Below are 18,317 nucleotides of genomic sequence, written 5' to 3' on the forward strand. Positions count from 1 at the left end.
AATGCAGAAGCAGCGTGCCCATATTGGGCATCACGGGCCGGAGTTGCTGGAAGACGGGACCACCCGCTTCCGACTTTGGGCGCCCGATGCGCAAAACGTCAGTCTGATCGTTGTAGGCGCACAAACGCTGCCGATGACCGCCACTGAAGAAGGCTGGTACAGCATCGATGCCCCTTACGGGGCCGGTACGCTCTACCGGTTTCTCATCGACGACGAACTGCATGTCCCCGACCCCGCCTCGCGGGCGCAGGCGGGTGACGTGCATGCGCCGAGCCTGGTGGTCGACACCCACAACAATTATCTGTGGCGCAACAGCAGCTGGCTCGGTCGTCCCTGGCACGAGACGGTGCTGTACGAAACCCATGTCGGTCTGTATGGCGGTTTCGTCGAGATGGAAAAGCACCTCGCCGGGCTTGCCGAACTCGGCGTGACGGCCATCGAACTGATGCCGATCGCCGAGTTTCCCGGTGACCGCAACTGGGGTTACGACGGCGTTCTGCCCTACGCGCCGGAAGCGGCCTATGGCAGTCCGGAAGAGCTCAAGCATCTGATCGATACCGCCCACGGTCTGGGCCTGATGGTGTTTCTCGATGTGGTCTACAACCACTTCGGCCCGGACGGCAATTACCTCGGCCGCTACGCCAAACACTTCTTCCGCCACGACCAGCAGACGCCCTGGGGCGATGGCATCGATTTCCGCCGCCGCGAAGTCCGCGACTTCTTCATCGACAACGCGCTGATGTGGCTGATGGACTACCGCTTCGACGGGCTGCGCTTCGATGCCGTGCATGCCATTCCCGACCGCAGCTTCCTCACCGAACTGGCCGAGCGCGTGCACGCCACCGTAGAACCCGGTCGCCATGTGCATCTGGTGTTGGAGAACGAGGACAATCGCTCCAGCCTGCTGACCCAGGGCTTCACCGCGCAGTGGAACGATGACGGCCACAATGTGCTGCATGCACTGCTCACCGACGAAAGCCAGGGCTATTACGCCGACTATCACCAGGACGCGACCAGCAAACTGGCGCGCTTTCTTGGCGAAGGCTTCGTCTATCAGGGGCAGAACAACCGCCGTGGTGAAGCCCGCGGCGAACCCAGCGCGCACCTGTCACCAACCTCGTTCGTGCTGTTCCTGCAGAACCACGACCAGACCGGCAACCGCGCCTTTGGCGATCGCCTGGTTACGCTGGCCGATGCCGACGCGCTCAGGGCTGCCACCGTCGTCCTGCTGCTTTCCCCCATGGTCCCGCTGCTGTTCATGGGCGAGGAATGGGGCTCGCGACAGCCTTTCCTGTTCTTCACCAGCCATCACGGCGAGCTGGCCGATGCAGTGCGTGAAGGCCGCCGCAACGAATTCGCCGAGTTTTCCGAGTTCGCCGACGAAGCCACCCGCGAGCGCATTCCCGATCCCAACGCCGTATCCACGTTCGAGCAGTCGCGGCCGGACTTTGCTGTGCAGACACAACCTGGGCACGCCGAGTGGCATGCGCTGTACCGCCAGCTGCTGAGCATTCGCCATGCCGAGATCGTGCCGCGCCTGCCCGGTAGCGCCTTCCTCGGTTGCAGCGTGCTGGGCGATGCCGCTGTGCTTGCACGCTGGCAGCTGGGTGATGGCAGTCAGCTGTGCCTTGAGCTGAACCTAGGCGAACAAGCCGCTCCATTGCCCGCCCCGTCTAGCGCAGCGCAGCTGCTGTTCGCCAGCCGTGCGTCGGATGCCACGCCCGGCCAATTGCCGCCTCGTATGGCCAAGCTGTATCTGGAGAAAGCCAAATGAGCGACGAATCCCTGATCCGCCTGGCGGAAGCCGCCGGGCTCTCCATCGACTGGGTCGATGCCGACAACCGCGAACAACGGGTCGAGCCGGCCGTACTGCGCGACGTGCTGACCTGCCTCGGGCTGGCGGCGGAAACCGATGCAGATATCGAAGCCAGCCTCGAGATTCTCGCGCACAAGAACAACCACGGCGGCGTGCCGCCGCTGCTGACCTGCGATCAGCACGCTGCACTGGACCTTTCCGCCTATTTTCCGGCAACCAGTCGTTTCGAGTTGCGGGCAGAAGATGGCGGTGTTCAGCAGGGCACGCTCGACAACCAGGCGCGCCTGCCAGCCATCGACACGCCCGGCTACTACCGGCTGACCATCGACAAGTATCAGCTGACCGTGGCTATCGCCCCGCTCTCCTGCCCCACAGTCGCCGAGATCGCCGGGGCGGACGCCTGGGGCCTGACGGTGCAGTTATACGGGCTGCGCCGCGCGGACGATGGTGGCCTGGGCGACACCCAGGCACTGGAGGCGCTGGTCAGCAACGCCGCTGCCCACGGAGCCGATGCGCTTGGAATCAGTCCAGTGCACGCCATGTTCGGCGCGCATATCGATCAGTACAGCCCTTACTCACCGTCGAGCCGGCTGTTCTTCAACGTGCTGCACGCCGCGCCGGGTTCGATCCTTGGTGAGCGGCCGTTGCGCCAAGCGATCGAGACTTGCGGGTTAGGTGAGGAATTGAAACGGCTCGAGCGCCTGGAGCTGATCGACTGGCCGGCCGTGGCGCAATCGCGGCATCGCCTGTTGCGGCAGCTGTTCGACGACTTCAGCAAGGGCGGCAACGCCCTGCAGGTGGATTTCGACAGCTTCCGCGCGAGCGGTGGCGAGGCGTTGGAAAACCACTGCCGCTTCGAAGCCCTGCACACTCATTTGCGGGACGCACAGGGCCACACGCAGCACTGGAACGACTGGCCAAGCGAATACCGCGATCCCTCCAGCCCGGCCGTTGAGGCCTTTGCCCGGGAACATGCCGATGAGGTGAGTTACCACGCCTTTGGCCAGTGGTTGATGGCCCGCGGCCTGGAACGTGCCCAGGTCGCCGCGCGCAGCGCCGGTATGCGCATCGGGTTGATTTCCGATCTCGCCGTCGGCGCCGATGGCGGCGGCAGTCAGGCCTGGAGCCGCCAGGCCGAGCTGTTGGCATCGCTGAGTGTTGGCGCGCCGCCGGACATCATGAATCGCGATGGCCAGAACTGGGGCATTTCCGCTTTCTCGCCTTGGGGCCTGCGGCAGAACGGCTTCCGTGCCTATATTGAAATGCTGCGCGCCAACCTCGCCCATGCCGGCGGCATGCGTATCGACCACGTGCTGGGCCTGAAGCGTCTCTGGGTTGTACCCGCCGGTGCCGACCCGAAGCGCGGCGTGTACCTCAACTTTCCCTTCGACGACATGCTGCGCCTGCTCTGCCTCGAGGCCTGGCGCCACCAGGCGGTGATCCTCGGCGAAGACCTCGGCACCATTCCCCACGGCCTGCGTGACGTACTCGCGGCACGGGGGATCCTCGGTATGCGGGTGCTGCTGTTCGAACAGCACGACGGCCATTTCCAGACGCCTGCCCAGTACCCGGCGCAGGCGCTGGCAACCAGTACCACCCACGATATCCCGACCCTGACGGGCTGGTGGCACGGTCACGATATCGACTGGCGCATCAAGGTCGGCCAGGTGCCCGAATCGGACCGTGATGCCCAGTGGCAAGCGCGTGAGAAAGAACGCGCAGGGCTGAATCGCGCATTGTGCGAGTACAGCGGCAAGAACCCGGACGTGCTGCTGAACGCCGAGGAGGCGGTCGATGCCGCCATCTGCTTCCTGGCGCACACCCCCGCGCCGCTGGTACTGGTTCCGGTGGAGGATGCGCTCGGTCTGGAAGAACAGACCAACATGCCCGGCATCGTCGAAACCCATCCCAACTGGCGTCGCCGTTATCCCGGCGACAGTGCAACATTGCTCGACAGCCCGGCCAGTAGCCGTCGGCTGGCGTCCTTTGCGCAGGCCCGTCGTAACCATCGTGGAGCTGCGCATCGATGAAAGACCTAACCGCAACCCTGAGATTGCAGTTTCACCGCGACTTCACTCTCGACGACGCTACTGCGCTGGTCGACTACTTCGCGGAACTCGGCATCAGCCACATCTATGCGTCCCCATTGCTGACCGCCCGCCCCGGCTCCATGCACGGCTATGACGTGATCGACCCGACCCGCATCAACCCTGAACTGGGTGGCGAGCCGGCGTTGCAGCGTCTGGTGGAGGCCCTGCGTGGCAAGGGCATGGGGCTCATCCTCGACATCGTCTCCAACCACATGGCGGTCGGTGGCTCGGGCAACGCCTGGTGGCTGGACGTACTCGAGTGGGGCCGCCGCAGCCCGTACGCGCAGTTCTTCGACATCGAATGGAATTCGCCGGACCCCCTGCTCGAAGGCCAGTTGTTGGTGCCCTTCCTTGGCAGCGACTACGGCGAGGCGCTGCAGCAGGGCACCGTGAAGCTGCGCCTGGACGTTGATAACGGCTCGCTGTACGCCGAGCATTACGAGCACCGTTTTCCGATCACCCCGCCGAGCTACGGCGAGGTGTTGCGTGCCGCCGATCATCCGCAGCTGCGTACCCTGGCGCAGCACTTCGATGCCCTGAAGACCGAGCCCGCGCCTTACCAGGCAGCTCGCTTGCTACGCACCGAGCTCGCCGAGCAGCTGCAGGACGCCAGCACCCGCCAGGCGCTGGAGCAGGCGCTCAATTGCTACGACTCCACTACCGATGACGGCTTCCGCCGCCTGCACAGCCTGCTGGAACGTCAGAACTATCGGCTGGCCAGCTGGCGGACTGCGGGTGACGACATTAACTGGCGGCGCTTCTTCGACATCAATGAGCTGGGCGGCTTGCGCGTCGAACGTCCGGTGGTGTTCGAGGAAACCCACGCCAAGATTTTCGAGCTGATCGGCGATGGCCTGGTCGACGGCCTGCGCATCGACCATATCGACGGCCTGGCCGACCCGCGCGGCTATTGCCGGCGCCTGCGCCGGCGTGTCGATCGGCTGAATGCCGGGCGCCCGCAGGACGCGGTGCAGGATCACGTGCCGATCTACGTCGAGAAAATTCTCGCCGGCGGCGAGCGGCTGCATGACGACTGGGGTGTTGACGGCACCACCGGTTACGAATTCATGAATCAGGTGTCGCTGCTGCAACATGACCCGGCTGGCGAATCACTTCTGTGCTCCTTGTGGAGCGAGACCAGCGGACGCACCACGGATTTCATGGAAGAGGCTCGCCAGGCTCGCCAGCTGGTGCTGGCTGGCCCGCTGGCAGGCGACTTCGAAACCGTCGCCCTGTCGCTTTTGCAGGTCGCCCGCGGCGACGTGATGACCCGCGACATCACCCTCGGCGCGATTCGCCGCGCCCTGCTGGAGCTGATCATTCACTTCCCGGTGTATCGCACCTACATTGCCGCACCGGGCCGCCGCGAGGCCGATGAGCCGTTCTTCCAGCAGGCGCTGGACGGCGCGAAGACGACCTTGAGCGAGGCCGACTGGCCGTTGCTCGAGCATCTGCAGCGCTGGCTCGGCGGCGAAAGCCTGCGGCAACTGCCGCGTAGCCTGCGCAAGATTCGTCGCTACGCCTGCACACGCTTCCAGCAGCTAACCTCACCGGCTGCGGCAAAGGCCGTCGAGGATACCGCCTGCTACCGCTCCGGCATTCTACTGTCGCGCAATGATGTCGGTTTCGACCCACAGCACTTCAGCGCGCCATTGCAGGCATTCCACGACGAGTGCCTACAACGCGCCGAGCACTTCCCGCGCAACATGCTGACCACCGCGACCCACGACCATAAGCGTGGCGAAGATACCCGCGCGCGCATCGCGGTAATCAGCGAGCGCGCCGAATGGTTTGCCGGCAAGGTGCGGCGCTGGCGCGAGATGACCGCCAGCCGAATCCAGCAGCTTGGCGATGGTGCGGCGCCCTCGCCCGGCGATGAGCTGATGCTGTTCCAGATTCTGCTCGGCAGCTGGCCGCTGGAGCTTCGGGTGGACGACCAGGCGGCGGTGGAGCAGTACTGCACACGCATCCTGCAATGGCAGGAGAAAGCCCTGCGCGAGGCCAAGCTGCGCACCACCTGGAGCGACCCCAACAGCGATTACGAAAGCGCCTGCCGCCAGCACGTCGAGTACCTGCTGCTCGCTGACGAAGGTGCACCATTACGGGACGATATCGCTGCGGCCGCTGCCGAACTGGCCCCTGCCGGTGCGTTGAACAGCCTTGTGCAAAGTCTGCTGCGCATGACCACCCCCGGCGTGCCCGACCTCTATCAGGGCGCCGAGTACTGGGACTTCAGCCTGGTCGATCCCGACAACCGACGGCCGGTGGACTTCACTGCACGGCAGCACAGCCTCGCCAGCGCGGCCTCGCTCGATGAGCTGCTGCAAAGCTGGCACGACGGTCGCATCAAGCAAGCTGTGATCCGCCGCACACTGCAGCTGCGTCGACGCTACCCGCGGCTGTTCAGCGAAGGCCGCTATCTGCCGCTTGCGGTTTCTGGCGAGCAGGCCGAGCAGCTGCTGGCATTCGCCCGCGAGCTGGAAGGCGAGTGGGTGGTAGTCGTGGTGCCGCGGCTGGCAGCGGATCTGCTGGGGGATCGTGGAGTACCGAGCATTCCGGCGCAGCGCTGGGGCAACACCCGGATCGAACTGCCCGAGGCGCTAAACGGTAGTGAATTCGAGCGACTTTTCGACGGAACGACAGTCTCATCCCAACAAGCCAGCCTAGAGGTTGCGCGCGTTCTGGACGGACTATCGGCGGCCGTCCTGCATACGTCTATGACCGCAAATGGAGAATCCCAACAATGAGTTCAGAAGAGCAACGTATCCGCGAGTTCGCTTATCAGATCTGGCAATCCGAGGGTTGCCCGGAAGGGGAAGATGAGCGCCATTGGGCAATGGCGCGCAAGCTGGTCGAGGCCGAATACGGCGCTGCCGATGCCAAGCCTGCCAGCCGCCCACGCAAGACCGCCACCAAACCCACCGATGCCACACCCAAAGCCAAGAGCAAGACCAAGGACGTTAAGGATGCGAAGGACGCACCGGCGGCCAAGCCCCGCGCGAGCCGTGCTGCACCCAAGGCTGGCACCGATGCCAAGGCCGGCACCCCCGAAACCATCAAGAAAACACGCACCTCGCGGGCAAAGAAGGAAAGCTGACCGGCGGCAGGCATCTTGTCGGCGTGGGATCGGTCGAATGATCGTTCGCGCCGACACCCGCCTCGGCACGCCATCCGGAATCCGCCTTTGGAGATTTCATGAGTAAGAAGAAGCCCTACGTGCCGCAGGTTACGACCCCGTCCAGGATCAGCGAGGGCTTGCCCTTCCCGCTCGGGGCAACCTGGGACGGCCTGGGGGTCAATTTCGCCATTTTCTCCGCCCATGCCACCAAGGTTGAGCTTTGTCTGTTCGACTCCAGCGGTGAGGTCGAACTCGAGCGTATCGAGTTACCCGAGTACACCGATGAGATCTGGCACGGCTACCTGCCGGATGCGCATCCCGGGCAGATATACGGCTACCGCGTGTACGGTCCGTACGACCCGGAGAACGGCCATCGTTTCAACCCGAACAAGCTGCTGATCGACCCCTATGCCAAGCAACTGGTAGGCGAGCTGAAATGGTCCGAAGCGCTGTTCGGCTACACCATTGGCCACCCTGACGGCGATCTCAGCTTTGACGAGCGCGACAGCGCCCCCTTCGTGCCCAAGTGCAAGATCATCGATCCGGCCTTTACCTGGGGCCGCGATCACCCTGTGCAGGTGCCCTGGGACAAGACGATCATCTACGAGACCCACGTGCGCGGTTACACCATGCGCCATCCGGCGGTAGCGGACGATGTGCGCGGCACCTTCGCCGGCTTCAAGACGCCGGAAGTGATCGACTACATCCGCAAGCTTGGCGTCTCCTCGATCGAGCTGCTGCCGATCCATGCCTTCGTGCAAGACCAGCATCTGCTCGAAAAAGGCATGGCCAACTACTGGGGCTACAACAGCATCGCCTTCTTCGCGCCGCACCCCAAGTATCTGGCCAGCGGCAAGATCACCGAATTCAAGGAGATGGTCGCTCACCTGCACAACGCCGACCTCGAGGTGATTCTCGACGTGGTCTACAACCACACCGCCGAGGGTAACGAGCGCGGCCCGACCCTCTCCATGCGCGGCATCGACAACGCCTCGTACTACCGCCTGATGCCGGACGACAAGCGCTACTACATCAATGATTCCGGCACAGGCAACACGCTGGACATGAGCCACCCGTGCGTACTGCAGATGGTCACCGACTCGCTGCGCTATTGGGCGACCGAGATGCACGTGGATGGCTTCCGCTTCGATCTGGCGACCATTCTCGGCCGCGAGCATGACGGTTTCGACGAGCGCCACGGCTTCCTCGTCGCCTGTCGCCAGGACCCGGTGCTGGCCAAGACCAAATTGATATCCGAGCCCTGGGACTGCGGCCCCGGCGGCTATCAAGTTGGCGGTTTCCCGCCGGGCTGGGCCGAGTGGAACGACCAGTTCCGCGATACGGTGCGCTCGTTCTGGAAAGGCGACGACGGCCAGCTGGCTGATTTTGCCAGCCGTCTCACCGGCTCCGGCGACCTGTTCAACCAGCGCGGGCGACGTCCGTTCAGCTCGATCAACTTCGTCACCGCCCATGACGGCTTCACGTTGAAGGACCTGGTGTCCTACAACCACAAGCACAACGAGGACAACGACGAAGACAACCGCGACGGCAGCGACAACAACCTGTCGTGGAACCATGGCGTCGAAGGCCATACAGACGACCCGGAGATCAACGAGCTGCGCTATCGGCAGATGCGCAATTTCCTCGCCACGCTGCTGTTCTCCCAGGGCACGCCGATGATCGTCGCCGGTGACGAGTTCGCCCGAACACAGCACGGCAACAACAATGCCTATTGCCAGGACAGCGAGATCGGCTGGGTCAACTGGGACATCAGCGAAGACAGCTACGGCCTGCTGGGTTTCGCTCGTAAGCTGATCCGCTTGCGCCAGCGCTTCCCCATGCTTCGCCGTGGGCGCTTTCTGGTCGGCGCCTACCACGAAGAGCTCGGTGTGAAGGACGTGACCTGGCTGGCGCCGAATGCGGAGGAAATGTCCATCGAGCAGTGGGAGGACGCACACAACCGCTGCATGGGCATGCTGCTTGACGGTCGAGCCCAGCCCACGGGCATCCGACGTGCAGGCTCCGACGCAACGCTGCTGATCATCGTAAACGCGCATCATGACCTGGTGAACTTCACCCTGCCGGAGGTGCCGCAAGGGATCTTCTGGAATCGCCTGATCGACACCAACCAGCCGCTGGTGCGCCCGGAGCGTTTCGACTTCAACGACGAATACGCGGTGACCGGACGTTCGCTGCTGTTGCTGGAGCTGATCAAGGAAGACGAATGAGCCGGCGCCGGGCGCGCGGATGAGCGGGTTCGTCAGCCCGCTCGACGTTCCGCGCGTCACTGGCTGAACCGACTTCACGACGTATGGCAGTGAACCTGTGGCCGCCTCGCACCCTCGAACGCCGTGGCGACCACCCGATTCACCTGCCAGAGGCAGGCGAACAGTCCTTTTCGTGACGGATCACAGGCCCATGTACGCAATCCGACCCTTTGCCCTGGCGCTGCTGCTCGCGCTGGGCACCACCCTCGCACCGAGCGCCGCGACGGCCAGCAGCGCGGCGAAACCCATCGAAGTTCCGAGCAATCGCGCCGCCACGGTGCGCCTGCTGGTCAACCCCACACGCTCCGGCAAGGTGCTGGATGTGCGCAACGAGCTGGACGTGCCGGTCGAAGCCACGCTGCGTCTGAGCCGGCTGGTCAATGTGGCCGGGCTGCGCGACGGTGTGATCCGCAAGACGGTGCCGCCGCGCAGCCAGTTGCGCGTGGCGACGCTGGTCAAGCGCCAGGTCGGCTATCCGCTGATGTACCGCCACAGTTTCAGCTACGGAATGATCTATGCGCCCGATCCGGCGCGGCGCATGGCCGGCGGCCACGTCGGCGGGCACGCCTATGCCCTGCCCTGGAAAGGCGGGCCGTTCCGCATCTCCCAGGGCGCCGGCGGCGACTACAGCCACAACACCACCAAGGGCCGCTACGCGGTGGATATCGCCATGCCGGTGGGCACACCGATCGTAGCGGCGCGCGCCGGAACGGTGGTGAAGGTGCGTGATGGTCAGCGCGGACGTTTTCCCGATCCGGCCGGCAACTACGTGCGCATCGAGCATGCCGACGGCACCCACAGCGCCTACCTGCACCTGCGCCGTGGCTCGTTGCAGGTGCGCCCCGGTCAGCAGGTCAAGGTCGGCACTCGCCTGGGCGACTCCGGCAACACCGGGCGCAGCACCGGGCCGCACCTGCACTTCGTGGTGCAGAAAAAAATCGGGGACGAACTGGCGTCCATCCCCTTCCGTTTCGCCCAGCCGGTCGATTCGCTGCCGAACTTCGCGATGAGCGAGCCGTAACGCTCACAGCATGCGTTGCAGCACACCGTCACGCCGAATGAGGTGATGCAGCAGCGCGATGCCGGCGTGGCCGACCACCAGCAGCACGGTCAGCCAGGCGAGCGGCGAATGGATGCTGCCCAGCGACGCCGCCCAGGCGATTTCCGGCCCTTTCGCTGCCAGCTGCACGCCGAACACCTCCAGCCCGTAGCCATTGCCGAGCATGAACAGGATGCCGCTGACCGGCAGCAACAGCATGCAGGCGTACAGCGCCAGATGGCCGCCCTTGACCAGCACGGCCGTGGCTGGGTCCGGCAACGGACGTCGCCCGCGCTGAGCCGACGCCCAGACCACACGCAGCACCACCAGCACCAGCAACAAGGCGCCGATGGAGATGTGCCAGGGCACCAGTGTCTGACCGATCCAGTGCTCGCCTTCGTCGATGCGGTCGCCGAGCTTGAGGAACTGCCAGACGATCAGTCCGGCCATCAGCCAATGGAAGCCACGGCTGATCCTGCCGTAGCGTTCGCGCGTGTCATGCAGCCTGTTTCGCTCCTCGGCCGGTGCCGCGCCGGCGCCGGCGCCGGCATGCCAGGCGAACACCAGGGCCTCGCCGGACGCCATGCGCAGAAGATGCTCGGCGACCACCTGTTGCAGTTGCCGCAGCTGTGCGGGGTTAGCGGCGTGCAGGCGGACCTCCAGGCCAGCCTCGGCGGCGCGCAAGCGACACTCGCCGATGCCGAGGGTGATCTCGCCGCCCTGCTCGTCGTGGCGCACCGGGAATTTGTGCGCCCAGTGCTTGCACAGCCGGTTGATCAGCCGCGACGGATTGGCGGTCGCCACCGTGGCGGCGCTGCTGCACGGGTAGTGCAGCTCAGGCGATGCTTTCAACGATGCCTCCTTCGACACGCAGTGCCGCGCCGGTCGTCGCGCTCGCCTGCGGCGAGGCTGCATAGACGCACAGGTTGGCCACTTCCTCGGGCGTGGCAAAGCGCTTGAGCAGCGTCGAGGGGCGGTTTTCCTTGAGGAACAGCGCTTCCATCTCGCTCACCGACACGCCGCGCTCCTCGGCCATCGCCGCCATCATCGCCAGCGCGCCATGGGTGCGCGTCGGCCCCGGCAGGATGCTGTTGACGGTCACGCCGCTGCCGGCCAGTACCTTGGCCAGCCCGCGCGAGACGCCCTGCAGCGCGGCCTTGCTGACGCCGTAGTGGACCATTTCCGCCGGGATGTTCAGCGCCGATTCGCTGGAGATGAACTGGATGCGCCCCCAACCGCGCGCCTGCATGCCGCGGGCGTAATGCCGCGACAGGCGCACGCCGCTGAGCACGTTCACCTCGAATATCTGCTGCCACTCCTCGTCGCCGATCTCGAAGAACGGCCGGGCGCCGTAGATGCCGAGGTTGTTGACCAGAATGTCCGCCTCCGGCTGGGCGGCGATCAGCGTCTGGCAGCCCGCCGCGGTGCCGGCATCGGCAACCACGCCGACGGCATCGGCGCGACCGCTGCTTTCACGCAGCTGTGCCAGCGCGGCATCCAGGCGCCCCTGCTCGCGGCCCACCAGCACCACGCTGGCGCCCGCCTTGGCCAGGCCGATGGCGATGGCCAGGCCGATGCCGTCGGTTGAACCGGTGACGATGGCCTTCTTGCCCGATAGATCGATATGCATTGCCTGCTCCTCAGTCGTCGTAACCAAAACCGTATGCGGATAGCTCGGTCTCCATGACCCGGTCGCCGAACAACTTGCGCCCGCTCGACTGCCCCGCCGCTCCGGCGGCGACCAGCAGCGGCAGCAGATGCTCCTCGGCGCGCGCCGGATGGCAGAGCCGCGCCGATGGCGCCTGCTCCCAGTGCTGCAACGCGAGATCGCGCTGTGCCGGTGCGGCTTCGACCGCAGCGCTCAGCCAGTGATCGAACTCGGCGGAAATCGGCGTGAAGCGCGCATCACCGTAACCACGCATGTTGTGAAAACTCATGCCACTGCCGACGATCAGCACCCCGTCCTTGCGCAAGCCCTGCAAGGCACGACCGGCCTCGATATGTGCCTGCGGGTCGAGGTCGCTGCGCAACGAAAGCTGCACCACCGGGATATCCGCGTCGGGAAACATCAGCTTCAGCGGGATGAACATGCCGTGGTCGAAGCCGCGCTGTACGTCCTCATGGCCACCGAGCGAAGCGTCTTCGAGCAGACCGGCGATACGCGCAGCCAGCCGCGGCTCACCTGCAGCCGGATAGCGCAGCTCATAGGTGTGCGGTGGAAAGCCGTGATAGTCGTAGACCAATGCCGGCCGCGCAGCGCTGGTGACGCTGAACGTCGGCTGCAGCCAGTGCCCGGAAATCAGCACGATGGCCGTCGGTTTCGCCGGCAGTGTCGCGGCGATGCCCCTGAGGAAATCAGCCATGGCGTTCCAGGCGGTCGGCGGGTTCCACTCCATGAAGAAGCAAGGCCCGGCGCCATGCGGCACGAACAGCGTCGGCATGGTTCGATCGGTAGCAGGATCACTGGCAATCATCAGCGGACTCCGTGAAGGACGTGCGACAAAGCATGACCTACACTCAGCAGTGAGAGAACCTGCTAAAAGGCACACACAGTTTTAACCAAGAGTAGGAGCCGCGATGCTCGACAGAATCACTGGCATGCGCATATTCGCCCGCGCTGCCACGGCAGGCAGCCTCTCGGCGGCGGCGCGCCATCTGGAAATGTCGCCAGCGATGGCCAGCAAGCATGTCGATGCGCTGGAGGCCCGTCTCGGGGTCAAGTTGTTCCACCGCAGCACCCGTCGCCTGAGCCTGACCGAGGCCGGCAGCAACTATCTGGAGGCCTGCCGGCGCATCCTCCCGGAGATAGAGGAAGCCGAGGCCAGCGTTGCGTCGCAGCGGATCGAGGCCAACGGGCTGTTGCGCATGAATGTGCCGCTGACGTTCGGCACGCAATTCATCGCCCCGCTCATTCCGGAGTTCAGCCGTCGCCATCCCGCGGTGAAAGTGGAACTCGGCCTGACCGACAGCCGGATCGACCTGATCGATGGCGGCTGGGACATGGCCGTTCGCATTGGCAGGCTGCAGGACAGTCCCATGCAGGCCCGCCAGCTTGCCGATTCCCCATTGTTGGTCTGTGCCGCGCCGCGCTACCTGGATGAGCGAGGCGTGCCGCGCAGCGTCGCCGACCTGGGGCAGCACAACTGTCTCGGCTACAGCCTGGCGAGCCTCGCCGCGGGCAAGGTCTGGCCGTTCGGTCGCAATGCCGAGGTGCGGATCGCAGTCAACGGCGACCTGGTCGCCAACAATGGGGAAGCCCTGGTGGCCGCCGCGGTCGGTGGACAGGGCGTGATCTACCAGCCGCAATTCATTGTCGCCAAGGCGTTGCGCAGCGGTGAACTGGTCGCCCTCGAGCTGGATCAGCCGTGCGTCGAGCTTGGTGGAATTCACGTCGTCTACCCGCCCGATAGACGTCCTCCGGCCAAGGTCCGGGTGATGATCGATTATCTGGTCGACGCCTTTTCCGCTGACCTGCCGTGGAGCCTGTCGCCGGACTGAATCCGGTCCAGTACAGCCGCAAGACCGCGGTCCAGAGCGCAACCCGCACGCTAAAACTGCCACCACCGCGATAGAAAAGGTGAACCGCTACTGCGCGCAAAAGTCGGAACAGATGTGCGCATCGGCGATTGCGCACCTGTCTGGGCGAATTGGAGTGGTTATGAAAGCGGTCAACCCCATCACCGGTGAAACGCCCTGCGTAGCAGCTACCGCCGCCAGTAATCCGGCAAGCGCCTCGTCTGTCCTGATTGCACGGTAGGGCCCGTCCATGGCGAACATTCATATCGGTATATCCGGCTGGCGTTATGCGCCCTGGCGCGGCGATTTCTACCCCAAGGGGCTGACGCAGAAGAAGGAACTGCAGTTCGCCTCGCGCGCGGTGAGCAGCATCGAGATCAATGGCTCGTTCTATTCGCTGCAGACCCCGGAACGCTATGCCGACTGGTACGCCGATACGCCAAAGGGCTTCGTTTTCAGCATCAAGGGGCCGCGCTACATAACCCACGTGCGCCGTCTTAACGATGTGGAGAAACCGATCGCCAACTTCTTCGCTTCGGGAATCTTCCAGCTCAAGGAAAAACTCGGGCCGATCCTCTGGCAGTTCCCGCCTTCGTTCAAATTCGATGCGGAACTGTTCGAGACTTTTCTTCGCCAGCTGCCCCACGACACCGAAGCCGCGCTGGCCATCGCCAAAGGATGCGAGCCCCGCATGGAGGGGCGCAGCTACCTGTCCATCGACCGCAAGCGGCCGATGCGGCATGCGGTGGAAATCCGCAACGCCAGTTTCGCCGCGCCCGAATTCATCGACCTGCTGCGCAAGTACCGGGTCGCGCTGGTGGTGGCCGACACCGCCGGCAAGTGGCCGCACCTAGAAGACCTCACCAGCGACTTCGTCTACATCCGCCTGCATGGCGCGGAGGAGCTCTATACCAGCGGTTACACCGATGCCGCGCTGGACCACTGGTGCCAACGCATCCAGCGCTGGAGCGACGGCGACCAGCCCGATGACGCGCGACTGACCAGCCCGCGCAAGCCGCGGCCGCGCAAATCCCGCGCGGTGTACTGCTATTTCGACAACGACGTGAAGGTTCGCGCGCCCTATGACGCGCGGCAACTGCTGCGCCGGCTCGGCCTGGATGAACACCTGCAGGCCACGCCTGGCCAACTGGAAGGAGCAATGGTTTGACTCTGGACAAAAATCACCCGATCGAAAGCGCCGACCTCGATGCCCACATGGCGACAGCGGTCAATTCGATCCGCATTCTCACGGTCAATACGCACAAGGGCTTCACCGCACTCAACCGTCGCTTCATCCTTCCCGAGCTGCGTGAAGCGGTGCGCAGTGTCTCGGCGGATGTGGTGTTCCTGCAAGAAGTTCTCGGCACCCACGACAAGCACGCAATGCGCTTTCACAACTGGCCCTCCACGCCGCAGTACGAGTTCCTGGCCGATAGCATCTGGACCGATTTCGCCTACGGCCGCAACGCGGTTTACCCGGACGGCGACCATGGCAATGCCGTGCTGTCGAAGTTTCCGATCATCCGCTACGAGAACCTCGACATTTCCATCGCCGGCCCGGAACGCCGCGGCCTATTGCATAGCGTGCTGCAGGTGCCGGGGCACGACGAGTTTCACGCGATCTGCGTACACCTTGGGCTGCGCGAGTCGCACCGTCAGCAGCAACTGGAACTGCTCTGCAACCTGCTCGACTCGCTGCCCGAAGGTGCGCCGGTGGTGGTCGCGGGAGACTTCAACGACTGGCGACTCAAGGCCACCAGGACCCTGGACCGCTGTGCTGGCCTGCATGAGGTCTTCGCCGTTTCCCAGGGTCAGGTGGCGAAAACCTTCCCGGCACGCTGGCCGATGCTGCGCCTGGACCGCATCTATGTGCGCAATGCCAGCAGCCACGATGCGCGAATCCTCGGTAACAAACCCTGGACGCACTTGTCAGATCATCTGCCCCTAGCGGTGGAGATACATCTATGAGTTACCACTGGAGAGACGGGAATCGCCTTCAGTTACTGGAAAACGGCGAAGAGTTCTTTCCTCGAGTGTTCGAGGTCATCGCCCAGGCCAAGAAAGAAGTGCTGCTGGAAACCTTCATCCTGTTCCAGGACAAGGTAGGCGCGGAGCTGCAGAAAGCGCTGATCGCCGCCGCGGAAAACGGCGCCAGCGTCGATGTGACTGTGGACGGCTACGGCTCGGCGGACCTGTGCGGTGATTTCGTCACCGCCATGACCCGGGTCGGCGTGCGTATTCACATGTTCGATCCCGGCAAGCGCCTACTCGGCCGCCGGCTCAACGTGTTCCGGCGCATGCATCGCAAGATCGTCGTGGTCGATGGCGAGGTCGCCTTCATCGGCGGCATCAACTTCTCCGCCGATCACCTGGGTGACTTCGGGCCGGCCGCCAAGCAGGACTATGCCCTGCAGGTGGAAGGTCCCGTGGTGCGTGATATCCACCACTTCGCACTGGCGCAGATCGCACCGGACAAGCCGACCCATCGCTGGTGGCGGCGGCGCATGCGGCATCAGACGCCGGGTTACGGTGGCGTCAGCCGTGGCGAGGCGCGGGCGTTGTTCGTCATCCGCGACAACGACCAGCACCGCAACGACATCGAGCAGCACTACCTGCAAGCGATTCGAGATGCTCGCTCCAGGTTGTTGATTGCAAACGCCTATTTCTTCCCCGGTTATCGTGTGTTGCGGGAAATCCGCAACGCCGCGCGGCGCGGGGTGCGGGTGCGGCTGATCCTCCAGGGCGAGCCGGACATGCCCATCGCCAAGTTCGGCGCGCGCATGCTCTACAACTACCTGATGCGCGACGGCGTGGAGATCCACGAGTACTGCCGCCGCCCGCTGCATGGCAAGGTCGCGCTGGCCGACTACGAGTGGTCCACAGTCGGCTCGAGCAACCTCGATCCGCTGAGCCTGTCGCTCAATCTGGAGGCCAACCTGATCATTCGTGATCATGTGTTCAACCGCCACCTGCACGAGCGCCTCGATCACCTGCTGCAGACCGACTGCCGGCGTATTCCGCTGGAGCGGATCGTCCGCGGATTCTGGTGGCGTGCGCCGCTGGCCTTTCTGATCTTCCACTTCCTGCGGCACTTCCCGGGACTGGTCAGCCTGTTCCCCGAGCACAAGCCGCGCCTGGAGCTGATCGATCCGGACACCACCCGCCCACTCGATCCCGTGCCCTCCCCCCTGCAGCGAGACCACCAATGAGCCAGACCAACCAGGCCGAGGCAAAAAGCGGCTGGCGCCGGCGCTGGCCACTGATCAAGAAGATCCTCACCTACGTCTTCTTCGCCCTGATCGTCGGCCTGCTGATCGGCCTTGCGCGCAACCTCGACTGGGCAGAGGTCTACAAGACCCTGCGCAACTACCAGGCGCAGACGCTGTGGATGGCCGGCGCGGCCGCGTTTGGAAGCTACCTTGTCTACTGCTTCTTCGACGTGCTCGGTAAAGGCTATGCACGGCATGACCTGCCGATCCGACAGATCCTGCCGGTCACCTTCGTCTGCTACGCCTTCAATCTCAACCTGAGCGCCTGGGTCGGCGGCATCGCCTTGCGTTTCCGACTGTATTCGCGCTTGGGCCTGAAGCCCTCGCAGATCACGCGGGTGTTCACCATGAGCGTCCTGACCAACTGGCTGGGTTATATGTGGCTGGCCGGAATGATCTTCGCCATGGGCTGGATCAAACCGCCGGCCAGCTGGGAAATCGGCTTCACCGCCCTGCGGGGACTTGGCGCTGGGCTGTTGGTCGCCTGCATGGTGTATCTATGGCTGTGCGGCTTCTCCAAGCGCCGCTCGTGGACCATACGCGGCCACGAGATTCAACTGCCTTCGCTGCGCCTGGCGCTGATCCAGCTGGTGCTGGGCGCGGCCAACTGGTCACTCATGGCGCTGGTGGTGTACTTCATGCTCTCCCAGAAGGCCGCCTACCCCGAAGTGCTGGGTATCCTGATGATCAGCAGCATTGCCGGCGTGGTCACCCACATCCCGGCCGGCCTCGGTGTCATCGAGGCGGTATTCGTGGCGATGCTCGCCGACGAGATGAGCAAAGGCGCCATCGTCGGCGGCCTGATCGGCTACCGGGTGATCTACTTCCTGATCCCGCTGCTGTTCGCCACCCTCGTCTATGTGGTGCTCGAAGCCCGGGCGAAGAAATTGCGCAGCAGCAACCAGGCCGGCGACCAGCAGACCGTCTCCCAGGAAACGGGCTGAGGGTCAGCGAAGCAATTTCCGGGAAGACCGCGATTCGAGATGTGCTCCGTTCGCGGCCAGGGCCCGCTGCTACAAAGGCGGATACTTGAACGGAGCCACGGTGGCACTGCCTCACCGGTCGGTTCTGTCAGCAGCTCAATCCACGACATGCTCGACCGCGGCGTCCGTGGGAGCGGTCTTGACCGCGAGTAGGAGTCCGCAGCGCTTCCGCCAAGGTCGCTCCCGCAGTGAGTGCTTGACCGTGACCATCGCGGTGCC

At 64.4% G+C, this 18,317-nt stretch carries 14 protein-coding genes; 11 read left to right on the forward strand and 3 right to left on the reverse strand.

Translation table 11 applies throughout. The annotated features are described in order from the left end of the window. Position 1 precedes the first annotated feature (1 nt). The 6 genes from treZ to CW305_RS08955 all read left to right on the forward strand — a co-directional run bounded on the left by treZ (position 2) and on the right by CW305_RS08955 (position 10,312). A complete protein-coding gene (gene treZ, locus CW305_RS08930) occupies positions 2 to 1,774 on the forward strand; it encodes a malto-oligosyltrehalose trehalohydrolase (RefSeq protein WP_104097679.1) in 1,773 nt (590 codons plus the stop codon). Next, positions 1,771 to 3,846, forward strand: coding sequence for a 4-alpha-glucanotransferase (gene malQ, locus CW305_RS08935; protein ID WP_104097680.1), 2,076 nt, complete (start codon positions 1,771 to 1,773; stop codon positions 3,844 to 3,846). Before treZ ends, malQ begins: the two co-directional genes overlap by 4 nt. Next, positions 3,843 to 6,653: a malto-oligosyltrehalose synthase gene (locus tag CW305_RS08940; RefSeq protein ID WP_104097681.1), complete on the forward strand. Its 2,811-nt coding sequence runs from the start codon at positions 3,843 to 3,845 to the stop codon at positions 6,651 to 6,653. Before malQ ends, CW305_RS08940 begins: the two co-directional genes overlap by 4 nt. Then, entirely contained in the window at positions 6,650 to 7,003 is a 354-nt protein-coding gene (locus tag CW305_RS08945) for a DUF2934 domain-containing protein (protein WP_044313789.1), read from the forward strand. Before CW305_RS08940 ends, CW305_RS08945 begins: the two co-directional genes overlap by 4 nt. 98 nt (positions 7,004 to 7,101) lie before the next feature. After that, complete coding sequence (gene glgX / locus CW305_RS08950) at positions 7,102 to 9,252, forward strand: glycogen debranching protein GlgX (protein ID WP_104097682.1); 2,151 nt, start codon at positions 7,102 to 7,104, stop codon at positions 9,250 to 9,252. A 190-nt stretch (positions 9,253 to 9,442) separates the two neighbouring features. Beyond that, complete coding sequence (locus CW305_RS08955; protein WP_014820208.1) at positions 9,443 to 10,312, forward strand: M23 family metallopeptidase; 870 nt, start codon at positions 9,443 to 9,445, stop codon at positions 10,310 to 10,312. 3 nt (positions 10,313 to 10,315) lie between these two features. Here the strand turns inward: CW305_RS08955 and CW305_RS08960 are convergent, their stop codons facing one another. From CW305_RS08960 to CW305_RS08970, 3 genes are read right to left on the reverse strand one after another with little or no spacing between them, the layout of a single operon-like run. Further along, complete coding sequence (locus CW305_RS08960; RefSeq protein WP_014820207.1) at positions 10,316 to 11,182, reverse strand: DUF2218 domain-containing protein; 867 nt, start codon at positions 11,180 to 11,182, stop codon at positions 10,316 to 10,318. Further along, positions 11,166 to 11,960 carry an SDR family NAD(P)-dependent oxidoreductase gene (locus CW305_RS08965; protein WP_014820206.1) on the reverse strand — a complete coding sequence of 265 codons (795 nt, stop codon included), beginning with the start codon at positions 11,958 to 11,960 and terminating at the stop codon, positions 11,166 to 11,168. The genes CW305_RS08960 and CW305_RS08965 overlap by 17 nt, the downstream gene beginning before the upstream one ends. A gap of 10 nt (positions 11,961 to 11,970) precedes the next feature. After that, positions 11,971 to 12,804: a DODA-type extradiol aromatic ring-opening family dioxygenase gene (locus CW305_RS08970; protein WP_104097683.1), complete on the reverse strand. Its 834-nt coding sequence runs from the start codon at positions 12,802 to 12,804 to the stop codon at positions 11,971 to 11,973. A gap of 103 nt (positions 12,805 to 12,907) precedes the next feature. Between CW305_RS08970 and CW305_RS08975 the strand changes: the two genes are divergently transcribed. From CW305_RS08975 to CW305_RS09000, 5 genes are all read left to right on the forward strand, one after another. Next, on the forward strand, positions 12,908 to 13,828 hold the full coding sequence (locus tag CW305_RS08975; protein WP_104097684.1) for a LysR family transcriptional regulator: 921 nt from the start codon (positions 12,908 to 12,910) through the stop codon (positions 13,826 to 13,828). Positions 13,829 to 14,096: 268 nt separating this feature from the next. Beyond that, positions 14,097 to 15,014 (forward strand): DUF72 domain-containing protein, encoded by a 918-nt coding sequence (locus CW305_RS08985; RefSeq protein ID WP_041013769.1) that lies wholly within the window; start codon positions 14,097 to 14,099, stop codon positions 15,012 to 15,014. Next, positions 15,011 to 15,814, forward strand: coding sequence for an endonuclease/exonuclease/phosphatase family protein (locus CW305_RS08990; protein WP_014820202.1), 804 nt, complete (start codon positions 15,011 to 15,013; stop codon positions 15,812 to 15,814). The genes CW305_RS08985 and CW305_RS08990 overlap by 4 nt, the downstream gene beginning before the upstream one ends. Then, complete coding sequence (clsB, locus tag CW305_RS08995; protein ID WP_014820201.1) at positions 15,811 to 17,055, forward strand: cardiolipin synthase ClsB; 1,245 nt, start codon at positions 15,811 to 15,813, stop codon at positions 17,053 to 17,055. The genes CW305_RS08990 and clsB overlap by 4 nt, the downstream gene beginning before the upstream one ends. Further along, positions 17,052 to 18,059, forward strand: a complete 1,008-nt coding sequence (locus tag CW305_RS09000) for a lysylphosphatidylglycerol synthase domain-containing protein (RefSeq protein WP_041013765.1) — start codon at positions 17,052 to 17,054, stop codon at positions 18,057 to 18,059. Before clsB ends, CW305_RS09000 begins: the two co-directional genes overlap by 4 nt. The last annotated feature ends 258 nt before the right edge of the window (positions 18,060 to 18,317 follow it).

The sequence above is a fragment of the Stutzerimonas kunmingensis genome, from assembly GCF_002929225.1.
Taxonomy (GTDB): Bacteria; Pseudomonadota; Gammaproteobacteria; order Pseudomonadales; family Pseudomonadaceae; genus Stutzerimonas.